At 44.1% G+C, this 20,046-nt stretch carries 16 protein-coding genes; 3 read left to right on the top strand and 13 right to left on the bottom strand.

Features of this window, described 5'->3' with window-relative positions; genetic code table 11:
- Window positions 1-116: 116 nt before the first annotated feature.
- On the bottom strand, window positions 117-1,016 hold the full coding sequence (locus tag R7P67_RS01815; RefSeq protein WP_005375112.1) for a LysR family transcriptional regulator: 900 nt from the start codon (window positions 1,014-1,016) through the stop codon (window positions 117-119).
- 162 nt (window positions 1,017-1,178) lie between these two features.
- Here R7P67_RS01815 and R7P67_RS01810 point away from each other — a divergent pair, with 162 nt between their 5' ends.
- Together R7P67_RS01810 and lldD are read left to right on the top strand one after the other, a co-directional pair.
- Window positions 1,179-2,870, top strand: a complete 1,692-nt coding sequence (locus R7P67_RS01810; RefSeq protein ID WP_005375111.1) for an L-lactate permease — start codon at window positions 1,179-1,181, stop codon at window positions 2,868-2,870.
- Window positions 2,871-3,185: 315 nt separating this feature from the next.
- On the top strand, window positions 3,186-4,325 hold the full coding sequence (gene lldD, locus R7P67_RS01805) for an FMN-dependent L-lactate dehydrogenase LldD (protein ID WP_005383962.1): 1,140 nt from the start codon (window positions 3,186-3,188) through the stop codon (window positions 4,323-4,325).
- A gap of 90 nt (window positions 4,326-4,415) precedes the next feature.
- On the opposite strand, the gene R7P67_RS01800 is transcribed toward lldD, so the two are convergent.
- Entirely contained in the window at window positions 4,416-4,763 is a 348-nt protein-coding gene (locus R7P67_RS01800; protein WP_005375109.1) for a helix-turn-helix domain-containing protein, read from the bottom strand.
- A gap of 301 nt (window positions 4,764-5,064) precedes the next feature.
- On the opposite strand from R7P67_RS01800, the gene R7P67_RS01795 reads away from it, so the two are divergent.
- Window positions 5,065-6,168: a mechanosensitive ion channel family protein gene (locus tag R7P67_RS01795; RefSeq protein WP_005375107.1), complete on the top strand. Its 1,104-nt coding sequence runs from the start codon at window positions 5,065-5,067 to the stop codon at window positions 6,166-6,168.
- 72 nt (window positions 6,169-6,240) lie between these two features.
- Here the strand turns inward: R7P67_RS01795 and R7P67_RS01790 are convergent, their stop codons facing one another.
- The 11 genes from R7P67_RS01790 to R7P67_RS01740 all read right to left on the bottom strand — a co-directional run bounded on the left by R7P67_RS01790 (window position 6,241) and on the right by R7P67_RS01740 (window position 19,954).
- On the bottom strand, window positions 6,241-6,960 hold the full coding sequence (locus R7P67_RS01790) for a carbonic anhydrase (protein WP_054702580.1): 720 nt from the start codon (window positions 6,958-6,960) through the stop codon (window positions 6,241-6,243).
- 141 nt (window positions 6,961-7,101) lie between these two features.
- Window positions 7,102-8,070 carry a spore coat U domain-containing protein gene (locus R7P67_RS01785; RefSeq protein WP_137283031.1) on the bottom strand — a complete coding sequence of 323 codons (969 nt, stop codon included), beginning with the start codon at window positions 8,068-8,070 and terminating at the stop codon, window positions 7,102-7,104.
- Entirely contained in the window at window positions 8,067-10,493 is a 2,427-nt protein-coding gene (locus R7P67_RS01780) for a fimbria/pilus outer membrane usher protein (protein ID WP_372434491.1), read from the bottom strand. The genes R7P67_RS01785 and R7P67_RS01780 overlap by 4 nt, the downstream gene beginning before the upstream one ends.
- Window positions 10,493-11,248 (bottom strand): molecular chaperone, encoded by a 756-nt coding sequence (locus tag R7P67_RS01775; RefSeq protein ID WP_025768578.1) that lies wholly within the window; start codon window positions 11,246-11,248, stop codon window positions 10,493-10,495. Before R7P67_RS01775 ends, R7P67_RS01780 begins: the two co-directional genes overlap by 1 nt.
- Window positions 11,249-11,268: 20 nt before the next feature.
- Entirely contained in the window at window positions 11,269-11,766 is a 498-nt protein-coding gene (locus tag R7P67_RS01770; protein WP_175413522.1) for a spore coat U domain-containing protein, read from the bottom strand.
- A gap of 39 nt (window positions 11,767-11,805) precedes the next feature.
- Window positions 11,806-12,351, bottom strand: a complete 546-nt coding sequence (locus R7P67_RS01765) for a spore coat U domain-containing protein (protein WP_005375099.1) — start codon at window positions 12,349-12,351, stop codon at window positions 11,806-11,808.
- Window positions 12,352-12,740: 389 nt separating this feature from the next.
- Window positions 12,741-13,772 carry an L-threonine 3-dehydrogenase gene (gene tdh, locus R7P67_RS01760; RefSeq protein WP_005383983.1) on the bottom strand — a complete coding sequence of 344 codons (1,032 nt, stop codon included), beginning with the start codon at window positions 13,770-13,772 and terminating at the stop codon, window positions 12,741-12,743.
- A gap of 44 nt (window positions 13,773-13,816) precedes the next feature.
- A complete protein-coding gene (locus R7P67_RS01755; RefSeq protein WP_005375095.1) occupies window positions 13,817-15,010 on the bottom strand; it encodes a glycine C-acetyltransferase in 1,194 nt (397 codons plus the stop codon).
- 212 nt (window positions 15,011-15,222) lie between these two features.
- Window positions 15,223-17,553, bottom strand: a complete 2,331-nt coding sequence (locus R7P67_RS01750; RefSeq protein WP_318085861.1) for a putative bifunctional diguanylate cyclase/phosphodiesterase — start codon at window positions 17,551-17,553, stop codon at window positions 15,223-15,225.
- The gene (locus tag R7P67_RS01745; protein ID WP_005375093.1) at window positions 17,550-18,482 is read right to left on the bottom strand and encodes a transporter substrate-binding domain-containing protein; all 933 of its coding nucleotides are present in this window, start codon (window positions 18,480-18,482) and stop codon (window positions 17,550-17,552) included. The genes R7P67_RS01750 and R7P67_RS01745 overlap by 4 nt, the downstream gene beginning before the upstream one ends.
- A 62-nt stretch (window positions 18,483-18,544) precedes the next feature.
- Window positions 18,545-19,954, bottom strand: a complete 1,410-nt coding sequence (locus tag R7P67_RS01740; protein WP_213962325.1) for an aminotransferase class V-fold PLP-dependent enzyme — start codon at window positions 19,952-19,954, stop codon at window positions 18,545-18,547.
- Window positions 19,955-20,046 lie beyond the last annotated feature (92 nt).

Here is a 20,046-nt window from a genome sequence, read left to right as displayed (position 1 = left end):
TCCGTGTTACTCCGTTGTTTTTGTTAAGTTGTTTATCTTCAATCGTTTTATAGCGGTGATTACCTTAGAGCACCCAATTTTGATTTCAACGACATTGTTTTAAATCTATGAAGAACCTAGAAATAATGAGATATCGTTAAGTATCGGTCACGAATGTGCTCAATAAGCAGCTTCACTTTGTTCGGTGGTTGACGAGTAAAAGGATACACCGCGTAGATACCCAACTTTTTACCTACTAATTCAGGAAAAATATCCACCAGTTGACCATTACGAATATCGTGATACACCAAGCAGCGCGGGACGTAAGCAATACCATGGCCGCCCAGAGCGGCTTTACGTAATGCGGTCGCGTTATCAGTAGAAAAGCAGCCCGATACTTTGACGATGTAATTGCCATCTTCTCCTTTAAACTCCCAATCCGTTGCACCTGTGGTTTGGTAAGCGTATTGCAGACAATTGTGCGTGGTGAGATCAATCGGCTCGATCGGTTTCCCATTTTTCGCAATATAAGAAGGTGACGCGCATACCACCCATTGGGAATCGAGAATATGTCGTGCGATCAAACTAGAGTCGGCTAGGTAGCCAGTTCGAATGACTAAATCGTAACCATCAGCCACTAAATCGACAAAGCGATTATCCAATGACATGTCCACGGTCAGACCCGGATGAAGGTTACAAAATTCGGCAACAGCATCAGCAAGTATCAAATCTCCAGAGATACACGGCACGGACATTTTTATATGACCGCTCACATTCTCTCCAAAGCCTGCAACAGCATCCATAGCCTCCTGAGTGGCCTGCTTCACATTTTTAGCACTGTGGAGTAACACCTTACCTGCCTCGGTCAAGGTTAATTTGCGCGTTGTTCGATATAATAGCTGAGCCCCTATTTCTTCCTCCAACCTCGCCATTCTTTTGCTAACTACCGAATTTGTAAGGTTATTTGCCTCTGCAACCTTACTAAAGCTGCCAAGTTCGATTACTTGAGAAAATAGGATTAAGTCGTCTGCTCTCATACCATTATGTCACTTTTGGAATTAATTATTTTCATTATTTCCCTATATCAACAAAAAATAAAGGAGTAAATTCACGCCAAATTAACAAAACCATTACAACAAAAAGTCACCTCTACAGCGGATTGACACCGTTCGAGAAGTCAGCGTACGAAGGATGTACAAATGAGTGAAACCCTACTTGCCCTAGTGGCATTTTCGCCAATTGTTGTTGCCGCCATCTTATTGGTTGGTCTCAACTGGCCTGCTAAAAAAGCCATGCCTGTTGCGTTCGGTCTAACCGTCGCTATCGCACTAATGTTTTGGGATATGTCAGCCAATCGCGTACTGGCCTCCGTATTCCAAGGACTGGGCATTACTGTCTCTGTTCTATGGATCGTGTTTGGTGCCATCTTCTTGCTCAACACTTTAAAACACACTGGAGCGATCACCACAATCCGTAATGGATTTACCGATATTTCGGCTGACCGCCGTGTACAAGCCATCATCATTGCTTGGTGCTTTGGCTCGTTCATTGAAGGCGCATCTGGGTTCGGTACCCCGGCAGCAATCGCTGCACCACTACTGGTTGCAATCGGCTTTCCTGCGCTAGCCGCTGTCCTTATGGGCATGATGATTCAGTCAACGCCTGTTTCATTCGGCGCGGTAGGCACGCCTATCATCGTAGGTGTAAACAAAGGTTTAGACACCCATAACATCAGTGAGTCGTTGGCCGCACAAGGTGCAACGTGGGAAATGTACCTGCAAGATATCACAGCGCACGTTGCTGTCATTCACGCAGTCGTAGGTACGATGATCCCAGTATTAATGGCGATGATGTTAACACGTTTCTTCGGCAAGAACAGAAGCTGGAGTGAAGGTCTGGATATTCTACCATTTGCACTATTCGCTGGTGTCTCTTTCACCGTTCCATACGCGTTAACCGGTGTTTTCTTAGGTGCAGAGTTCCCTTCACTTATCGGTGGTTTGGTTGGTCTGTCTATCGTTGTTACCGCAGCGAAAAAAGGCTTCTTAGTACCAAAGACTAAGTGGGATTTCGAAAGCGAAGACAAGTGGCCTGCAGAGTGGTTAGGCTCGCTAAAAGTCGATCTAAACGACAATCCGGGCAAGCCAATGAGCATCGTAAAAGCTTGGGTTCCATATGTAATGCTGGCAGTTATTCTCGTCGCAAGCCGCGTAAGCCCTGAGCTGAAAGGCTTTGTACAAAGCGTAAGTTTGTCGTTCAGCAACATTCTTGGTGAGACTGGCGTTAGCGCTGCGATTCAGCCGTTATACCTTCCTGGAGGCATTCTGGTGTTTGTCGCACTACTTGCTGCAATGTTACAAAGCGGTAGTGTAAAGCCATTGCGTGAAGCGTTTGGCGAGTCAAGCAAAACACTGATTGGGGCGGGTTTTGTCTTGGTATTTACCATTCCGATGGTTCGTATCTTTATCAACTCAGGCATCAACGGTGCTGACCTAGCAAGTATGCCCGTCACAACCGCAAACTTCGCCTCTGACCTTGTTGGTTCTGCGTTCCCAGCGCTGAGTGCCACCGTTGGTGCACTGGGTGCGTTCATCGCTGGCTCAAACACGGTATCAAATATGATGTTCAGCCAGTTCCAATTCGAAGTGGCACAAACGTTGTCTATTTCGAGTGTGATTGTTGTATCACTCCAGGCCGTCGGTGCTGCCGCAGGTAACATGATTGCGATTCACAACGTTGTTGCCGCATCAGCCACGGTAGGTTTGCTTGGTCGTGAAGGCGCAACATTGCGTAAGACGATTATCCCTACGTTCTACTACATTGTAATGACAGGCATTATTGGATTGGTGCTGATTTATGGCTTCCAAATGACAGATGTCTTGATGAAGTAACGCGAAATGCAGGGTTTACAGCCCTGCCTAATTTGACACAGCTGTCTGCACTACTACCCCGACATGTTGATTTAGCTTGCTACATCAATTCCCCCGACAGCTGTGTCACCCTTTCCAGTTTGCATAACTGATTGAGTGATTTAATAAAATTTTTCAACCAATTATGTAAATGGGTTACCAACATCACCGATTCAAACGTAAGTGAACCATAGGTAACTATACTCATTTTGATGTCTTCACTGCTTTGCGATGAAGACTCAACGAAAGAGCAAATTGCTCCACAACTTTGCTTAGAATAACCGCTAGGACACCATTATGATTATCTCAGCTTCTACTGACTACCGCGCTGCCGCGAAAGCCAAGCTTCCCCCGTTTCTATTCCATTATATTGATGGCGGCTCTTACGACGAACGCACGCTGAAGCGTAATACTGACGATTTAGGTGATGTCGCTCTTCGCCAACGCGTCCTACGCGATATGACAGATTTGAGCCTCGAAACCGAGATCTTCGGTGAGAAACTGGCAATGCCAATCGCGCTAGCTCCTGTTGGTCTAACTGGTATGTACGCGCGCCGAGGCGAGGTGCAAGCAGCAAAAGCAGCCGAGAAAAAAGGCATCCCATTTACTATGTCGACTGTTTCGGTTTGTCCGATTGAAGAAGTCGCACCTGCAATTGAACGTCCAATGTGGTTCCAGCTTTACGTGCTTAAAGATCGTGGCTTTATGAAAAACGTACTTGAGCGTGCAAAAGCAGCAGGCGTAACAACGCTGGTGTTTACCGTTGATATGCCAGTTCCTGGCGCACGTTACCGTGACATGCACTCAGGTATGAGTGGCCCTAACGCGGCCATGCGTCGTGTATTCCAGGCGATGCGCCACCCAAGCTGGGCGCTGGATGTGGGTCTACTTGGTAAACCGCACGACTTAGGTAACATCTCAACTTATCGTGGCGAACCAACAAAGCTAGAAGATTACATCGGCTGGTTAGGCGCAAACTTCGACCCTTCTATCTCCTGGAAAGATCTTGAGTGGATTCGTGATTTTTGGGATGGCCCAATGGTTATCAAAGGCATTCTAGATGAAGAAGACGCGAAAGATGCGGTACGTTTCGGCGCAGATGGCATTGTGGTATCTAACCATGGTGGCCGTCAGTTAGATGGCGTACTTTCAAGTGCTAAAGCACTACCAAGCATTGCGGATGCGGTAAAAGGTGATCTTAAGATCTTCGTAGACTCTGGTATTCGTACTGGTCTTGATGTCGTTCGTATGCTCGCACTTGGTGCAGACTGTACGCTTCTTGGCCGTTCATTTGTGTACGCATTGGCAGCACAAGGCGGAGCAGGCGTTGAAAATCTACTGGATCTGTACGATAAAGAAATGCGTGTAGCAATGACGCTGACTGGCGCTAAGTCTATCGCGGATCTTTCACGCGATTCGCTAGTGAAAATCCCATAATCTTTGCAATCGAGCAAAACAGAAACGAAAAAACGAGCCAACAGTGGCTCGTTTTTTATTGCTCTTCAACCCGATAATTTGACGAGCAAGCTAGCTAACTTGGTGAACGTACTCGATCACGACTTGGTTTCCGTCGATAAACACGTTACTGATATCGCCATCCACCGTCACACGATTTTGTAAATAAACGGTACCAGATGCAGATAGGTCACGCTCCGTCAAAGACGGAATCACCTGACCAGGACGTACATGTAGCTGCTCGCATAGCTGTTTTACAAAACCTAGCGTCAGTGGAGAATTACCACGTAACAAGCCAGAAAACTCGTGTAGACTCAAACCAAGGCGCTTCGCCATTTCCATTTGAGTGATGTGCATTTTGGCTTTTTGTGACATCCAGATGTCGTAGAGCGCGTTTCGATCCAGCTCTGTAAATTCCATATCTGCCTCCGCTAATTCAAGAGCCAATACACTCTCACACTTACTTAAGATAAATGTTAGCGATAAGTCAGAGAAGTTATAATTGATCGTCCAAATATCAACCCTCAATCATTGGTAGCGTACCTCTGAACATGCATGAGGCGGTCGCTCAGCAAAACGTAAAGGTAACTATCTTGTCATTGGAAGGAAAAGTCCATCTCGGGCGGTTTAGACATAAGTAAATGATTTAAAGGAAATCACTGGGGTGAAGGAGTAATATCTGCTACCTTTCCTTCCATGGTTCACTAGAAATAAGTTACATATGCCACAGTGGTTTACCGAATTACAAAGCTACATTGAAACGTCTCATCAAAATTGGAGTGGAAGCGTCCTTTTCATTACGCTCGCTAGCTTTATAGCTTGGATAGCTTGGCGGCTGATCCGCTCTCGCCTCGCTGCGCTCGTAGAGAAAACGCCCTTCCACTGGGATGACATGTTGCTTGATGCGCTAAAAGCGCCCGTCAGCACACTCATTTGGTGTTGGCCAGCAACCGTCTCTATTGGCATCATATTGGAGAGCGAGCTCAACGATAAAATAAACTGGTTAAGTACGCTGAAACTGATTTTAATCATCAGCATCTTCGTATGGACCGTTATGCGGCTCATTACCAATGTTGAAGAGCATGTTCTCGAACAAAAGAACCGAGATGAAACAACAGTACAAGCGATAGCTAAGGTCGCGCGCCTGTTCTTTATTACCGTCGGAATTCTAACCGTAATGCAGGCATTTGGTCTGTCACTATCGGGCCTACTTACCTTCGGTGGTGTTGGTGGCTTGATCGTCGGTTTAGCGGCGAAGGATTTGCTGTCTAACTTTTTTGGAGGTCTTATGATCTACTTCGATCGTCCATTTAAAGTTGGCGATTGGATCCGTTCTCCAGACCGACAAATAGAGGGGACGGTAGAACGCATTGGCTGGCGTATGACCATTATCCGAACTTTCGATAAGCGTCCACTGTATGTGCCAAACTCAGTGTTTAGCAGCATTGTCGTAGAAAACCCATCTCGCATGCTGAACCGACGTATCTACGAAAAAATTGGACTTCGTTACGACGATGCTGAAAAAATGCCGCAAATTATCACCGCGGTAAAAGAAATGCTGAAAAATCACAAAGACATTGATGCACGCCAAACACTTATCGTCAACTTCGATACATTCGGTCCATCATCGTTGCACTTCTTTATCTATACCTTTACTAAAACCGTGAATTGGGTGAGATACCATGAGGTTAAGCAGGACATACTGCTTAAGGTAATCAACATCATTAAAGAGCACGATGCAGATATCGCGTTCCCTACTCAGACGCTTAAGCTTGATCCTATACAAATGGTAAAAGCGGAAGAGCAAGAAGATCACGGCTTCTAGTTCTCACCAATACCCAAATAATCAAGCCCGCTGTGTTTAAGCGGGCTTTTTATTTTTCTTCGCATGAAGTGGTTATTGTTGCGTTAACACCATACGTGCATTCAGCGGTTGGATTGGGCGATTGTTTTTCCCCATTACTTCCGAAAAAGATTTTATCTGCTCAGGAGAAATAGTTTGTGCTTCTTTCATCACCAACCAACGTACACCTTCAGAGCATGGCGGTGTCGTTAGTGAGCCGTTAAAGCGGTAGTAGTCTTTATCACTTGGGATAAGGGCATCAGCATCAAATGGAACCTTGATGGTAACGTCTTGATCTTTAGTTGGAATGTTAGCTAGCATCTTAGCTAGATCTGGGTTCGCGTCACCCAGTTTAAAGAACACCGCGACAACAGCTAGATGACCTACTTTGTCGGCATGCACAAAGTGTACTTCTAGTGGGTATTCTTTACCATCCACATGGTTTTCAGATGGCGTATGGAAGTGGAACTGTTTCAACGTAAACTCTTTACCATCAATGGTGAGTGTGTTTTTACCTTCTAAACCAGTCTGTAAAGTGTGACCGTTGTTCAGCAGTGAAATTGCCTTACCTTCGTAGTCGAAATCCAATTTTTCTAGCTTCGCTTCGGTCGCCGATTCAATGTTGATTGGGCTCTGGTTTTGACCTTTTGCGCACTCAGATGCAAACTCACCCCAATGAGCTGGCCCATGGTTTCCCTCGTAGCCCCAGCTTGCTGCATAAGCTGTTCCTGTAAATACCAGTGCCAAACCTAATGTTGTTAGTGACTTCTTCATCATTTTCCTTATTTCTGAAAGTTAAATTCCGTGAGAATAAAGCCATACTAATCTCACAAAATTAAGCAGTGACAGAGTGAAAACTATGATTACAAAAGATTTTTGGAATAGAAGCCTCTAATGATGTAATTGACATGATGCTCAAAATTGAACGTCAACGATTATTGAATCGGTGTAAGTACCTGCAGGAGGGGTCGTTTGGCTGGTTAGTATCTGCGCGCGATAATTATAATTCTGTGGAGTGATACCATCCGGAATGGAGCCGCCAGTATCGACGTCACTGTGTTCACGACGTTCAGAACTGGTTCCTCCCCAGCGATCCATCGATGATGACTTATAGATTTCATACTCCAAATAGTGACCACTAGAAATCATTCGCCGCTGACCGCCGGACGCATTTAGGCCGTCATTCAAGCCAATGGAGAAGGAACTATTCTTGGTACAAGTTAACGATATAACCTGACTGACTGGTTCAAAACCGGCCACTAATGGGGACGAACCAAAATCAATATCTGGCGCTGTGATCATACAATCAGGGGTCACTTCCAACTCAACCGTAATCACGCTTTGAGCGCTGCCATTGGCGCGGCCAATGCATACCCCTAGAACCCCGATACCCTTACAGTAATCCCAAATCCAGGTTACGGTGATTTGGTCTTTATAAGTCCCAGCGGAAAGATTACTACCCACTCCCGTCCGAGCATAGAGCGGAAACTCGGCTTGAGTGCCAAACAACCCGAGTAAATCGAGTAACCCGATTTCAAAAAAATTGTAAGTTTGGCCGAATACATACTCTTGTGAAAGACCTGGATCGCCAAAAATCTGATAGCTGAGCTCCGAACTCGGATCATCCTCATTTAATAGCAAACCATTATTTATACTGTTAAACGTTGCTGATACGTAGTCGCCACTTAACAAAGACACAAGTGTAGAAAAGTCACACGTAATCCCCGCATGAGGCTGAGCTGAGCTTTGCTGCTGAGAGCTTGAAACAGTAAACGAAGAAACATTGCCAAACAAGATTAAAGGTGCTGCCGCCGTGAGCTGACAAGCCATTGTCGAGCACGAGAAAAAGAGAAGTAGGCTAGCAAACCAGCTGCGCAAAATCATAGTGCGGTCTCTTCTTCGGCTTTGATACAAACCTGCTCAGGCAATGTTTGTATTTTTTGACTGTCACGCTGATACAACCCCTCAATAAACACTTTACATGGCGACTGTCCTTGAGGATAAAACTGAATATAGCGGCCTGGGTCAACGCCTTCAAAGTACGTAAAACCATCCCAACCAATTTGGCTTGTTAAGCCCGTTTCTGAGCGGCCATATGTACCAATCGGAAGGAACAAATGATTTTCGTCTACCACCGTCATGCTCAGTGCAATTTGTAGCTCTATTGGGAACTCTAACAGGTAGCCGTAGCCCGAATGTATCGAAGCAAACTGCTCTGTCGCAGAAAACGCAGCATTGGCTGGTAAATTAAGTGGATCGATTTCATATTTGGCGGTGTAATACGCCGTAGCCCAAGGAACAAGTAGGTAACCTTCATCGTCTGTCACTCCGACAATTTGATTTTCATATTTAACCGGAATACCTTCAAAACCACTGGTGCTCACCACCGCGAAGCTGTCATACACTTCATTCGCCGGGAATATTTCTCCATCCAACGTAGAGACCGAACCTGCCATTTCCGCAAAATAATCATAGTCGCCACTGGTGCCATTTAACCCAGCTCTGAACTGCGCCCATGACGCACGGTAGGTCAAATCGGCCTGTTTACGGTTTTCTGGGTCTTCGTTAATATCATGCGCTAAATTGACGCCCCACCCACCTCGTATTGGCGCAAGGCGGCTGTAACCCACTCGCCCTCTAACATCGCCATCGTCCTCTCTTTTCAGCGTTAGCCCCGAACTTCCCCCCAAAGAACTGAAAGGTAGAGAGAATTGCGCCAACGTAACACTCTGACCACCAATACTATGGTTGTAAGAAAGGGACATATTGATATTAAAAGGCAGAGCGTAGCTATAAGTAAGGTTTAGGGTACGTGAATCTGAGTCGGATTGTTGAATATCAAAGTATCCACCAGAAAGTGAGCCCCAATCTCCCAAACGGACTCCCATATTGATTTGTGATAGATGACGCGACGCGAGTGAAGCGTCCTTGCCTTCATCGAGCATTTCGTAATTTGGTAAATGAGATAAGGTATAAAAGTCGACTTGTTCTACTTGAGTTCGAGCAGCGAAGCTAAACAGCCGAGACTGATAACTATAACCTAGCGCATATGAGGTAGATTGATCCTGAAAATTACTCACACGAAACGAGGCATCCACCGTACCCAAGTTGAAAGCATTGGTGACAAAGCCCAGCCCCGCAACGATCAGGTCGTCTTTTGCTTCAGCTTGAGCTTCTAGTGTTAACCAATCAGTCATGCCATGACGCAGAGCGGTAACCACGCCACCGTCTCCATAGTCGTTAGATGCATTACCGAAATTTTCTCTGATCGCACCAATACTCGCACTGTAAGATGTAAATCCGGTCTTGAGTAGATCGGAAGAGAGAAAAAATGGGCTGGTCATGACCGTTTGCTTACCTTGAGCATCCGTTGCAATTACCGTTGCTTCCCCAGCACCAGAGAGCATTGGAATATCGTTAATAATGAAAGGACCGGGCCCAACATTCATTGAGTCAGTTTTAAAGCCATTGATAAACAAATCTAACGTAGTGGGCGCTGTGACCTCACCGTAAAATGCAGGTAACGGCGTCGTCACGACATCCGGACGCATAGAGAAATCATGCGACAACTGAATACCCGCCAGTCTTACTGGTTGGCTCCAAGATAAAGGGCGAACAATATAGTCCCCTACCTCCATACGAATTCGCTTCTCTTGATTGACGTACTCGTAACTCGTATCAAAACGAGTGTACTGGCTGCTTTGCTGGGACTGAACATCGCGATGAAAGTTAGATTTAAATATCCCGGTAGTAGAAAAAACGCCAAACTCAGAAAAGGCTCTGACTTCATGATTGATAGAAACCTCCTTTTGTCGGCTTTCGTTCTCGTACACACCAAATACGTTGTAGTTAAGCAGGCCACCACGCCCAAACTGAGCCGGGGAAAATCGCCCCATATCCTGCGCTGATAAGTTCTGCATCGGTAACCAATTAGGCGGTACGTCAATTGCAAGTTGCAATGACGATTGCAAGTAACGCACGTTAACACCTGGGATAGACGTAACCTCAAGTCTCTCTTCGGTTCCAGGCAACGACTTGGCGGTAACCCCAACTGAAATGAGGTCCTCCCGGAGCAAAAAGAACTGATCGCCAACTCGCTCAACTTTCGCAACAAGCCCTGTTGCTCTTTGATTGATCACCAACTCCAGATTGAGGCTGATATTCTCAAACTTTTCTAAAGAGAAATTTTCAGGACTCGGTAGCTCAGAGAAGTGGTTTGCTGAATTTGCACAAAGACCAATACTGCTCCACGTTACGCTAAGTAATACCAACCAAAAGAAAGCATTCATTGTATTAAATCTATTCATTATTGCTTCAATGGTATTTGGTAACGTTTACCTCCAATATTCGCGCTCAAACTCAAGGGTCTGACATTACTATGGGGAATAGACCAAACCTTATACTGTTCAGGAAGAATATAGCCAGCTAGTCCATCGGAAATAACGACAGGATCTTTATTTGGTAGATTCAACTGTAAATTCACTAAGCGAACATGGTGTTTTCCTGAATTTTTAATGTGAACAAAACGCTGATTATTTTTCTTAATAAACTGTGCCTGTAAATCACCCCATAATTCACTGTCACGGTTTGGTTTTTGAGTATCAGTCAGCCCTTTCCCGTAAATAAACAAAGGTATCGAGTAACGCATTCGGACTTTGACAGCGAGTTCATTTTCCGTCAATTCTGTTTGAGGGTTTTGAGTTGGCGGTAATTCATCTATGATCACTCGGTATGCATACTCCTTACCCGCAGAGGCCTCATCTTGGTTGATGATGCGGATTAACTGCTTTTCACCTGGTTCAATTTTGACAAACGGAGGAGTTGCAATTAACTGGCTTTGACTTGAATAACTATCTTCTCCTTCGTTTTGTTCCCACTTAAAAATTCTCACCTGTAAATAAGAATCAACACTGCCTTTATTTACCATCCAAAGTGATGTTGCATTACTCTCCTCTGATATTTTGGGGTAAATCGGCCAAATTAATAATGAGTTAGCGTTGGCATTTGAGAAAAAAACAAAAAGGAAGGTTATTAATAATAGTTTTTTGAGTATGAATTCCATTTCACCCCTCCAAAGTTCACTTACCACTCTAATGTCAGCGTAAGCGTATCCATATAAATTCCAGCCATTTCATTCCCATTTATTGTCGCCTTTGCCCAGATAGGAAACTGAATATTATCTGGGTCTTGCTCAGTATCGACGGAATATTGCGTGTCAATATCAAGCACCTGCGTGTAATTTAGATCCTGGAACAAAAAGTAATCTACCGTTGTCGCTTCTTCACTGTGCTTTAGCTTACGTACACCATCCGATGCATTCATCCCGCCATTTACGGAAACATTCATCGTAATACCCGGAGTACAACTTAATGTGAGTGATGAACTGTAAGTGATGCTGCCTTGTACTTCCGTCGCGTAAACTGAAGAATGCTCACCAAAATCTAACGTACCTATTTGCCCGGCTTGGGTTGGGCTTTCTTCTTGTACTGAGCCGTTAATCAAACAACCTGTATCTACGATGGCAGACACCTGAAAAGTTTGTGTCGCATCAGCCAGCACAGTTAAAGAACACAAACTCATCGCGACAAGTGAAAAGCTCCTAACAACCAGCGTCACGATTTACCAGCTTAGCGTCACACTGATGGTATCGGAGTATGTACCGGCAATGCTGCTCGTACCGTAAGCTTTCGCAAAAAGCTCAATAGTTTGCGATGTTGCACTAGTAAATTCAGACAGAGCTACCGTCCCGCCTTGTATAATTTGTGTGCTTCGGTCTGAGTCGGTAAACAACGTATAATCAATAAATTGCGCGCCATTTGACATCGCGTAGGTACCAACGGTCGCACTTGCATCATACAATCCGGTGCCCAATGTAAACGTCGGTGTCACACCGTTACTACAAAGCACTTCAATACCCGTCGCACTACCACCATTTACCACACCATCTTGTTCACTGAAGATTGCAGGCACGTCTCCAAAGGCGAGTGAGCCAAAGCCAACGCCAGAAGCTGCATCTACCGCATTATTTCCATTAATCACACAACCTTGTACAAGGTTAATTGAAACATCAATCGTACCGCTCACTGACGCTCCACTCGCTTGCCAACTAAATGAGGTTAAGAGCAGAGGCATCATCAGATAAAATCTTTTCATATAAAGCTCCATTTTTACATTCCACTGTATATCGGTAACCTTTTTATTAGTTATAGCTCAATTATGACAAACCAAATGCATATAAAATGTAAAACAATAAAAAGAAGCAGGATAAGGATAAAGACGAACAGCAAATAAAAATATTAAACTTAAAAGTGACGATTTTTAAGCATGTAATGCTAAAAAATAACCACTAAAAACAAATGGTTATTATCTTATTCCAAATACAGAATCGACAATGAGTTAGAAGGTAGGGTGAAGTTGAGTGGAAAAAATCTAAAAAAAGTAGCAGAACGACACGAGAAGTTTAGAAAAGATTGGCGACCATTTCTTCCCGAAACAAGAATCTTCATGAAACAAAAATGCGCCCCAAAAAGGAGCGCATTTCTTACTTGAATAAGTTATTCCCAATCAAGAATAACTTTGCCTGACATACCGCTGCGCATTACATCGAAGCCTTCTTGGAAGTCATCAATCTTGTAGTGGTGCGTGATGATTGGCGATAGATCCAGACCAGATTGGATCAGTGAAGCCATCTTGTACCAAGTTTCGAACATTTCGCGACCGTAGATACCTTTGATCACCAAGCCTTTGAAGATAACTTGGTTCCAGTCGATACCCATGTCTGACGGTGGAATACCTAGTAGTGCAATGCGACCACCGTGGTTCATTGTGGTTAGCATTGAGTTGAATGCTGCTGGGTTACCAGACATTTCTAGACCAACGTCGAAGCCTTCTGTCATGCCTAGCTCAGCCATTACGTCTTCTAGCTTCTCTTCAGCCACGTTTACTGCGCGTGTTACACCCATCTTACGAGCAAGTTCTAGACGGTATTCGTTCACGTCTGTGATCACTACGTGGCGAGCACCAACGTGTTTAGCAACCGCTGCTGCCATGATACCGATTGGGCCAGCACCTGTGATAAGCACGTCTTCGCCTACTAGGTCGAAAGAAAGTGCTGTGTGTACTGCGTTACCAAACGGGTCAAAGATAGACGCTAGATCGTCAGAGATGCCTTCAGGGATCTTGAACGCGTTGAACGCTGGGATCACTAGGTATTCTGCGAATGCACCTTCGCGGTTAACGCCCACACCAATCGTGTTACGACATAGGTGAGTACGGCCGCCACGACAGTTACGACAATGACCACACGTGATGTGACCTTCGCCAGATACGCGGTCACCGATTTCAAAGCCACGAACTTCCTGACCAATCGCAACCACTTCACCCACGTATTCGTGACCGACAACCATAGGCACTGGAATTGTCTTTTGTGACCATTCGTCCCAATTGTAGATGTGTACGTCTGTACCACAGATAGCGGTTTTCTTAATTTTGATCAGAATGTCGTTATGGCCAACTTCAGGTTTATCAACCTCAGTCATCCAGATGCCTTCTTCAGGCTTTAGCTTTGATAATGCTTTAATTTTCATAATGTAACCTTAATTAAAGGCCCTATTGTCTAAGGCCTAGAATCTTAAATAAGACCCATGTCCTTACCAACTTGGATGAACGCGTCGATTGCACGGTCTAGTTGCTCGCGAGAGTGCGCCGCAGACATTTGAGTACGGATACGTGCTTGACCTTTTGGTACTACAGGGAATGAGAAGCCGATTACGTAGATGCCTTTCTCCAGCGCACGCTCTGCAAATTCTGCTGCTACTTTTGCGTCGCCAAGCATGATTGGGATGATTGCGTGGTCAGCACCACCCATTGTGAAACCCGCGTCTTCCATACGAGTACGGAAGTGTGCTGCGTTTTCCCATAGACGATCACGTAGGTCACCGCTCTCTTCTAGTAGATCTAGAACGCGGATAGAAGCGCTTACGATTGCTGGTGCAACAGAGTTAGAGAATAGGTATGGACGAGAACGCTGACGTAGCCAGTCAATCACTTCCGCTTTACCAGATGTGTAACCGCCTGAAGCGCCGCCCATTGCTTTGCCTAGCGTACCAGTGATGATGTCGATACGGTCAACCACGTTGTGGTGCTCGTGCGTACCTGCACCTGTTTTGCCCATGAAGCCAACAGCGTGAGAGTCATCAACCATCGTCAATGCGCCGTACTTCTCTGCTAGGTCACAGATAGCCGGAAGGTTTGCTACTACGCCGTCCATTGAGAACACACCGTCCGTTACGATAAGAATGTGGCGAGCACCTGCTTCTTTCGCAGCGATCAGTTGTTGCTCTAGCTCTTCCATGTTGTTGTTTGAGTAGCGGAAACGCATCGCTTTACATAGACGAACACCGTCGATGATTGACGCGTGGTTTAAAGCGTCAGAGATGATTGCGTCTTCTTTGCCTAGAATAGTTTCAAATAGGCCCGCGTTTGCGTCGAAACATGATGTGTAAAGAATCGTATCTTCTTTACCTAGGAACTTAGAAAGCTTCTGCTCAAGCTCTTTGTGGATGTCTTGCGTACCACAGATAAAACGTACTGAAGCCATACCAAAGCCGTGCTCGTCCATGCCTGCTTTACCCGCTTCGATAAGTGCCGGGTGGTTGGCAAGGCCAAGGTAGTTGTTCGCACAGAAGTTTAGTACTTCTTCACCAGTAGAGATTTTAACAGCCGCTTGCTGTTGAGACGTAATGACACGCTCTGATTTGTAAAGGCCTTCCGCCTTTACTTCTTCGATTTGCTGCTGAATCTGTTGGTAGAATGCAGAAGACATTTGAAATTCCTTCCTAGTTATTTTGGCGAGTATTTACTCGTTTAGAATTAGGTTGAGCCTTTATGTGACGGGCGTCACGGGCTATCACTCATCAATTAATTGTAGTGTAATTCAAGGAAGGAGGAAGGATTATACCTTAAGGTGGAAAAGCATTAATGAATCCTAGGCACAAATTCGATTAATGCTTTTCTATGATGTTGTTATAAAAGGAATTATAGCCAGGTAGGCTTAGCCAAAAGTGCTTCAAAGTCCTTAGCAGGTAATGGTCGGCTATAGTGGAAACCTTGTCCGAACTCACAGTTTAGGTTTTTCAGGTAATCTACATGACGCTGTTCTTCGATGCCTTCTGCGACGATCTTAAGATCCAGCGCTTTTGCCATTGCTATGATTACGTTCACAAGCTCGCGGTCTGAGTCGTTCTCGAACATATTTTGCATAAAGCTACGATCAATTTTTAAGCGGTCGAACGGAAACTTCTGCAAGTAACTCAGCGCAGAATAACCAGTACCAAAATCATCAATAGTAAGTTTAGTGCCTAACGCTCGTAAGTTATTAAGCATGTCTAATAGCTCAGAATCGTGATTGAAGAGGAGACTTTCTGTCACTTCAATATCGAACTTATCTGACGGAAGACCAGACTCCTCAAGGCTGTGTTTAATAAACGTAAGTAAGCGCTCGCAGTACCTAAATTGAACACTAGAAAAGTTTACAGAAACAAACAACGGAGTCAGACTTTGCCATTGTGCCGCTTGTCGACACGCTTGTTGAATAGCAAACTCACCAATTTGATGAATTAAACCATTTTTCTCTGCAATAGAGATAAACTCTTCAGGGTTTACAAATCCGTACTTGTCATCATTCCAACGCATTAGCGCTTCTGCACCTACGATTTTACCACTACTCAGCTCAATAATTGGCTGATAATACAGCTCTAATAACTGATTGGAGATCGCACTTCTCAGACGATTTTCCAGATCCAAATAGCGTTGCAAATCTTGGTTCATATTATGGTTATAAAAACAAAAGCCATCACGCCCATCTTGTTTCGCCCGATACATTGCCATATCAGCACATGCAAGGAGCTGCTCAGCGTTGTCTCCGTCATCCGGGAACACAGACATTCCAACGCTGCTACTCAAGAAGAATTCATGGTTGTTCCAAACAAACGGATCGTTAAACGCCGAAAGTACACTTGAAGCAACTCGCTTTGCAGTATCATTATCAGGCAAGTCTGGGATGACGAGTAAAAACTCATCCCCACCAATTCTCGCCAATAAGTCTGTTTTTCTTGCGACTTGATACAGTCGCTGAGCACTGAGTTTAAGGATTTCATCCCCAACAAAGTGTCCCATTGAATCGTTAATCTGCTTAAAGTGGTCTAAGTCGATGAACATCACCAAAACTTTAGACCCACTACGCGATGCCCTAATTAACTCCAAAGCCAATCGCTCGGAACCATAACTACGATTAGGTAAATTGGTTAATGTGTCATATTTAGCTTGGAAGGCGAGTTCTTTTTCAGACGCTTTTCGACGTTCAATTTCGTTCGTTAATTTTTTATTCTGTTGAGAAAGAATATCTTTACGCTTTTTTTCTTCCTCAAGCTTAATTTTCAATTCAATCCTATTATTGTTCGTGATGAATGCATAACATAAAGCAATGACGATCATAACGGCCAGAATACTCAAACCAATAATAAAGAGCCGTGATGTAAATATATCTCGTTCACTCAAAGGCTCGAACCACGCCATCAATTTGAAGTGATGTTTATCCACAGGAACTTCAAAGTAAATTTTTCCGTCTACAGCCTCAGAAACGAAATAGTTCTCATCCTTATTGTGAGAAGGTGTTTTATTTATGGTATCCCATACAACCATTTCCACGTCTTTTATTTTTAGCACCATTCGGCTATAACTATCTTCATGTTCTTGGTTAGTAAGTTGGTCAATAACAATATTCTTATTAAGATCGGCAATTAAAAAGGCAACAGGCTTTCCGGAGAACTTAACTTGCTTAATGACTTGAATGCGAACGTCATCATTGTATCGCGTCGCACAAACCTCTTCGGGATGCCCGTGTTGAGTCATTAAGGTTTGTATGTCCATTTTGTGCTCGGCAAGGTTTTCAGATCCAGTGGTGACAATGGTGACTCCATCACTGCCTACCAGCGTGAGCTTCTTATAGATTTGGCTGCTATTAATTAGCTTACTGTCTATCTTCTCATCGAAGCGACGCTTTAAATTAATTAAACTTGCACCTAACCCATACTCCATTGACATGCCAGAAGCTAAATTACCAAAGAATGTTTGTATTGTTTTATCTGTAGCTAGATTATCAACATCTTCACTCGCTATGGTAAATAAATTATCGAGTGTGCTTGCATAACTTTTTACTTTTAAATCTAGTTCTCTGTATTGAGATTCTTTTAACTTATTTTGACCTACGCTAGTCACAATAATAAGCATAGCTAAGTAAATTGAAACTAATATTGCGCTTATTGTAATAAATCTTTTACTGGAAATTTTTTTAACGGCCTTATTCATCGGACTTTCTTTTTATCTTCTATAAAGTAATCGTTATAAAAGTAGTAAATAGATGGATAGTATTTTTTTACTAGTTTTTCGTATGAACCGTCTTTTTTTATCGAGTCTAAATAACGATCAAATGCTTTGCGTAATTCAGGGGAATTTTTACGGAATGCAACAGCCATTTTTTGATTTTCAGATATAGGGCCAATGACTTTTATTTCACCCGGCCATTTTTCGAGGGCAATTAGCGTATCCGCAACATCTAATAATGTGCTTTCCGCATCATTTTTCATTATCGCTGGAACCATCTCATTAAGGAGACGCGCCCCATCAGGTAATATAACTTTTGCACCTGTGTCATATAAGTCATAAAGGTTAGGATCCAAGCAAGAATGTTCTAAAGCTAACACTTCGCGACCATCGATCAGCTGCTTGACGTTTTTAACATCTTCATCGACCGACCCACTTGGTTTAATCGGGCTCAGACTAGAGTCGGATCTGGAAACCAACCATACACCTGAAGGAAAATAATCTTGTGAAAAATCGACAACCTCAGAGCGCCAATCAAGAATAGTAACGCCATTTGCGATCAAATCGCCTTCAATTGGAACACTTTCTCCGACAACAGCCTGCTTGTTGTGATATTGCACATTTTGCCCTGTCAACTTACCAACCACGTCGCTCCACTGTGCTGGAACATACTGGTACTGAACACCTAACGACTTGGCAAAACCTTTTATTATCTCTACATCTAAGCCAGTCAAAGTTTCCACTTCACCTTGTTCAATATAGGAGACAAAGTTAGCGTACGGGACACCAATGTGACGCAGTACACCGCGTTCACGGATTTGTTGTAAATCGTCTGACCAAGCGGCAGACGACGCAACAGAGGTAACCATGAGCGCCACCGTCGCTAAAGTTCTTTTGAATGTTATGACTGACATAATAATATCCTTACCTTTCACAAAGCGCCCAATAATGGGCGCTTGAGTGATAAACAACGATGTTAGAACGACGAGTAATACAAATTCGTCATCGCCACTACGAGCCCTTCCACATCTTGTTCGTCATGGAACAAATGCGTAGAGATACGCAGCGCGTAAGTATCAAAGTCATCATCCTTATGCAGCTTAAAGCTAGTCGTACGGATGATGTAACCATACTCTTCACGTAAACGATCTCGGAATTCCGTCAGTATCTCTTCATTAGTTACATCGGAGAACGGGTTAACCGTCGTTAAGCCACTGGTTAAGCCTTCCACGTTTGGTGAATACATTTTGGCTTGTGGTAAGTACTCTTGAAGCAAGGTTTTACATAAACTACCAAGGCTTACAACTCGCTCTTCGATACGGTCTCGACCAATCTCATCCCACATTTTGCAACTATCAACTAGTGCTTGTTTCGCAGGATAGTTATCGTTACCAATGTATTGCATTTGCAGCTGTTTACCCAGGTAATCAGCATGAGAAAGTGAGGAGTTGATCAACCATAACGGGTTCTCTCGGTCACTCCAATACTCATTCAAACGGTTACCGTTATCACGAACATACAGAATACCTGTCGCGCCCGGACCACACTGCCACTTATGACCAGATCCTGCATAGAAATCACAATCCATATCGTGGAAATCAAGGTCAAACATACCGACTGTATGCGCGCCATCAACAAGAGTAGGTACACCATACTCTTTTGCTAAAGCACAAATGGCTTTTGCTGGTAGCGCGGTTCCTGTTTTGTATGTGATATGAGAGAAAACAATTAGGCGAACGTTTTGATTCGTATCAAGCGCGTCTCGGAACGCTTGAATGTAATCTTGCTCAGAAACGTTTTCAGTACCAGTAAATACTGGTAGTTGAATTTCTACCACATCCACACCAAAACGATGTTTCGCTACGTTCATAGGTGATGTTGCAGCAATATGTTCATGGTGTGTCGTTAGAATCACATCACCTGGTTCAAAGTGTAAGCCATTAATGATCGAGCATAAGCCATCAGTAGTGTTGCGGCTGAGAATGATCTCTTCTGGGTTAGCACCAAAACCTGGTGCGACGTCTTTAACCATCTCTGAAACATAAGGCCAAGAGCCAAATTTGCCTTTCATATCCCAAGGATATTTAGCCACCAGCTTGTTGTTATGCTCGTAATCTTCAAGAACATGTTTTGGCATTGAACCTGTTGTACCAATGTTCATGTAAGTGGTTCGTTTGTCCAAAACGAACTGTCTTCGCACTTTACGCCAGAAGCGCTTATCGTGTTTTCTACCTAGCCCGCGGCCGCTCCAATCAATTTTCTGTTCTCGTGCTTGAGCTACGCCTGAGAAAGCGGAAGCACTCACACCAGCAACAACAGCTCCTGTTGCGCCTTTCAGAAAATTACGGCGGCTGCTATTAGTCTGAATAGATTCCTTGTCTTTCATCTTTTTCAATCCTTGTCGGAAATTAGCCATATTATTAATTTTAAGTGCGTAACTATCTGTTACTAAAACATTATTACCCATTACAATCAGAG

This window comes from Vibrio sp. Vb0937, assembly GCF_033338855.1.
This window is presented reverse-complemented; position numbering and strand designations above follow the sequence as displayed.

Bases quoted from the DNA above. Each gene is read 5' to 3' on its own strand.
- R7P67_RS01790 (WP_054702580.1), bottom strand. From the start codon at position 6,960: ATGAAGAAGTCACTAACAACATTAGGTTTGGCACTGGTATTTACAGGA.
- R7P67_RS01770 (WP_175413522.1), bottom strand. From the start codon at position 11,766: ATGAGTTTGTGTTCTTTAACTGTGCTGGCTGATGCGACACAAACTTTT.
- lldD (WP_005383962.1), top strand. From the start codon at position 3,186: ATGATTATCTCAGCTTCTACTGACTACCGCGCTGCCGCGAAAGCCAAG.
- R7P67_RS01800 (WP_005375109.1), bottom strand. From the start codon at position 4,763: ATGGAATTTACAGAGCTGGATCGAAACGCGCTCTACGACATCTGGATG.
- R7P67_RS01750 (WP_318085861.1), bottom strand. From the start codon at position 17,553: ATGAATAAGGCCGTTAAAAAAATTTCCAGTAAAAGATTTATTACAATA.
- R7P67_RS01815 (WP_005375112.1), bottom strand. From the start codon at position 1,016: ATGAGAGCAGACGACTTAATCCTATTTTCTCAAGTAATCGAACTTGGC.
- R7P67_RS01795 (WP_005375107.1), top strand. From the start codon at position 5,065: ATGCCACAGTGGTTTACCGAATTACAAAGCTACATTGAAACGTCTCAT.
- R7P67_RS01755 (WP_005375095.1), bottom strand. From the start codon at position 15,010: ATGTCTTCTGCATTCTACCAACAGATTCAGCAGCAAATCGAAGAAGTA.
- R7P67_RS01775 (WP_025768578.1), bottom strand. From the start codon at position 11,248: ATGGAATTCATACTCAAAAAACTATTATTAATAACCTTCCTTTTTGTT.
- R7P67_RS01745 (WP_005375093.1), bottom strand. From the start codon at position 18,482: ATGTCAGTCATAACATTCAAAAGAACTTTAGCGACGGTGGCGCTCATG.
- R7P67_RS01765 (WP_005375099.1), bottom strand. From the start codon at position 12,351: ATGGAGCTTTATATGAAAAGATTTTATCTGATGATGCCTCTGCTCTTA.
- R7P67_RS01810 (WP_005375111.1), top strand. From the start codon at position 1,179: ATGAGTGAAACCCTACTTGCCCTAGTGGCATTTTCGCCAATTGTTGTT.
- R7P67_RS01740 (WP_213962325.1), bottom strand. From the start codon at position 19,954: ATGAAAGACAAGGAATCTATTCAGACTAATAGCAGCCGCCGTAATTTT.
- R7P67_RS01780 (WP_372434491.1), bottom strand. From the start codon at position 10,493: ATGAATAGATTTAATACAATGAATGCTTTCTTTTGGTTGGTATTACTT.
- tdh (WP_005383983.1), bottom strand. From the start codon at position 13,772: ATGAAAATTAAAGCATTATCAAAGCTAAAGCCTGAAGAAGGCATCTGG.
- R7P67_RS01785 (WP_137283031.1), bottom strand. From the start codon at position 8,070: ATGATTTTGCGCAGCTGGTTTGCTAGCCTACTTCTCTTTTTCTCGTGC.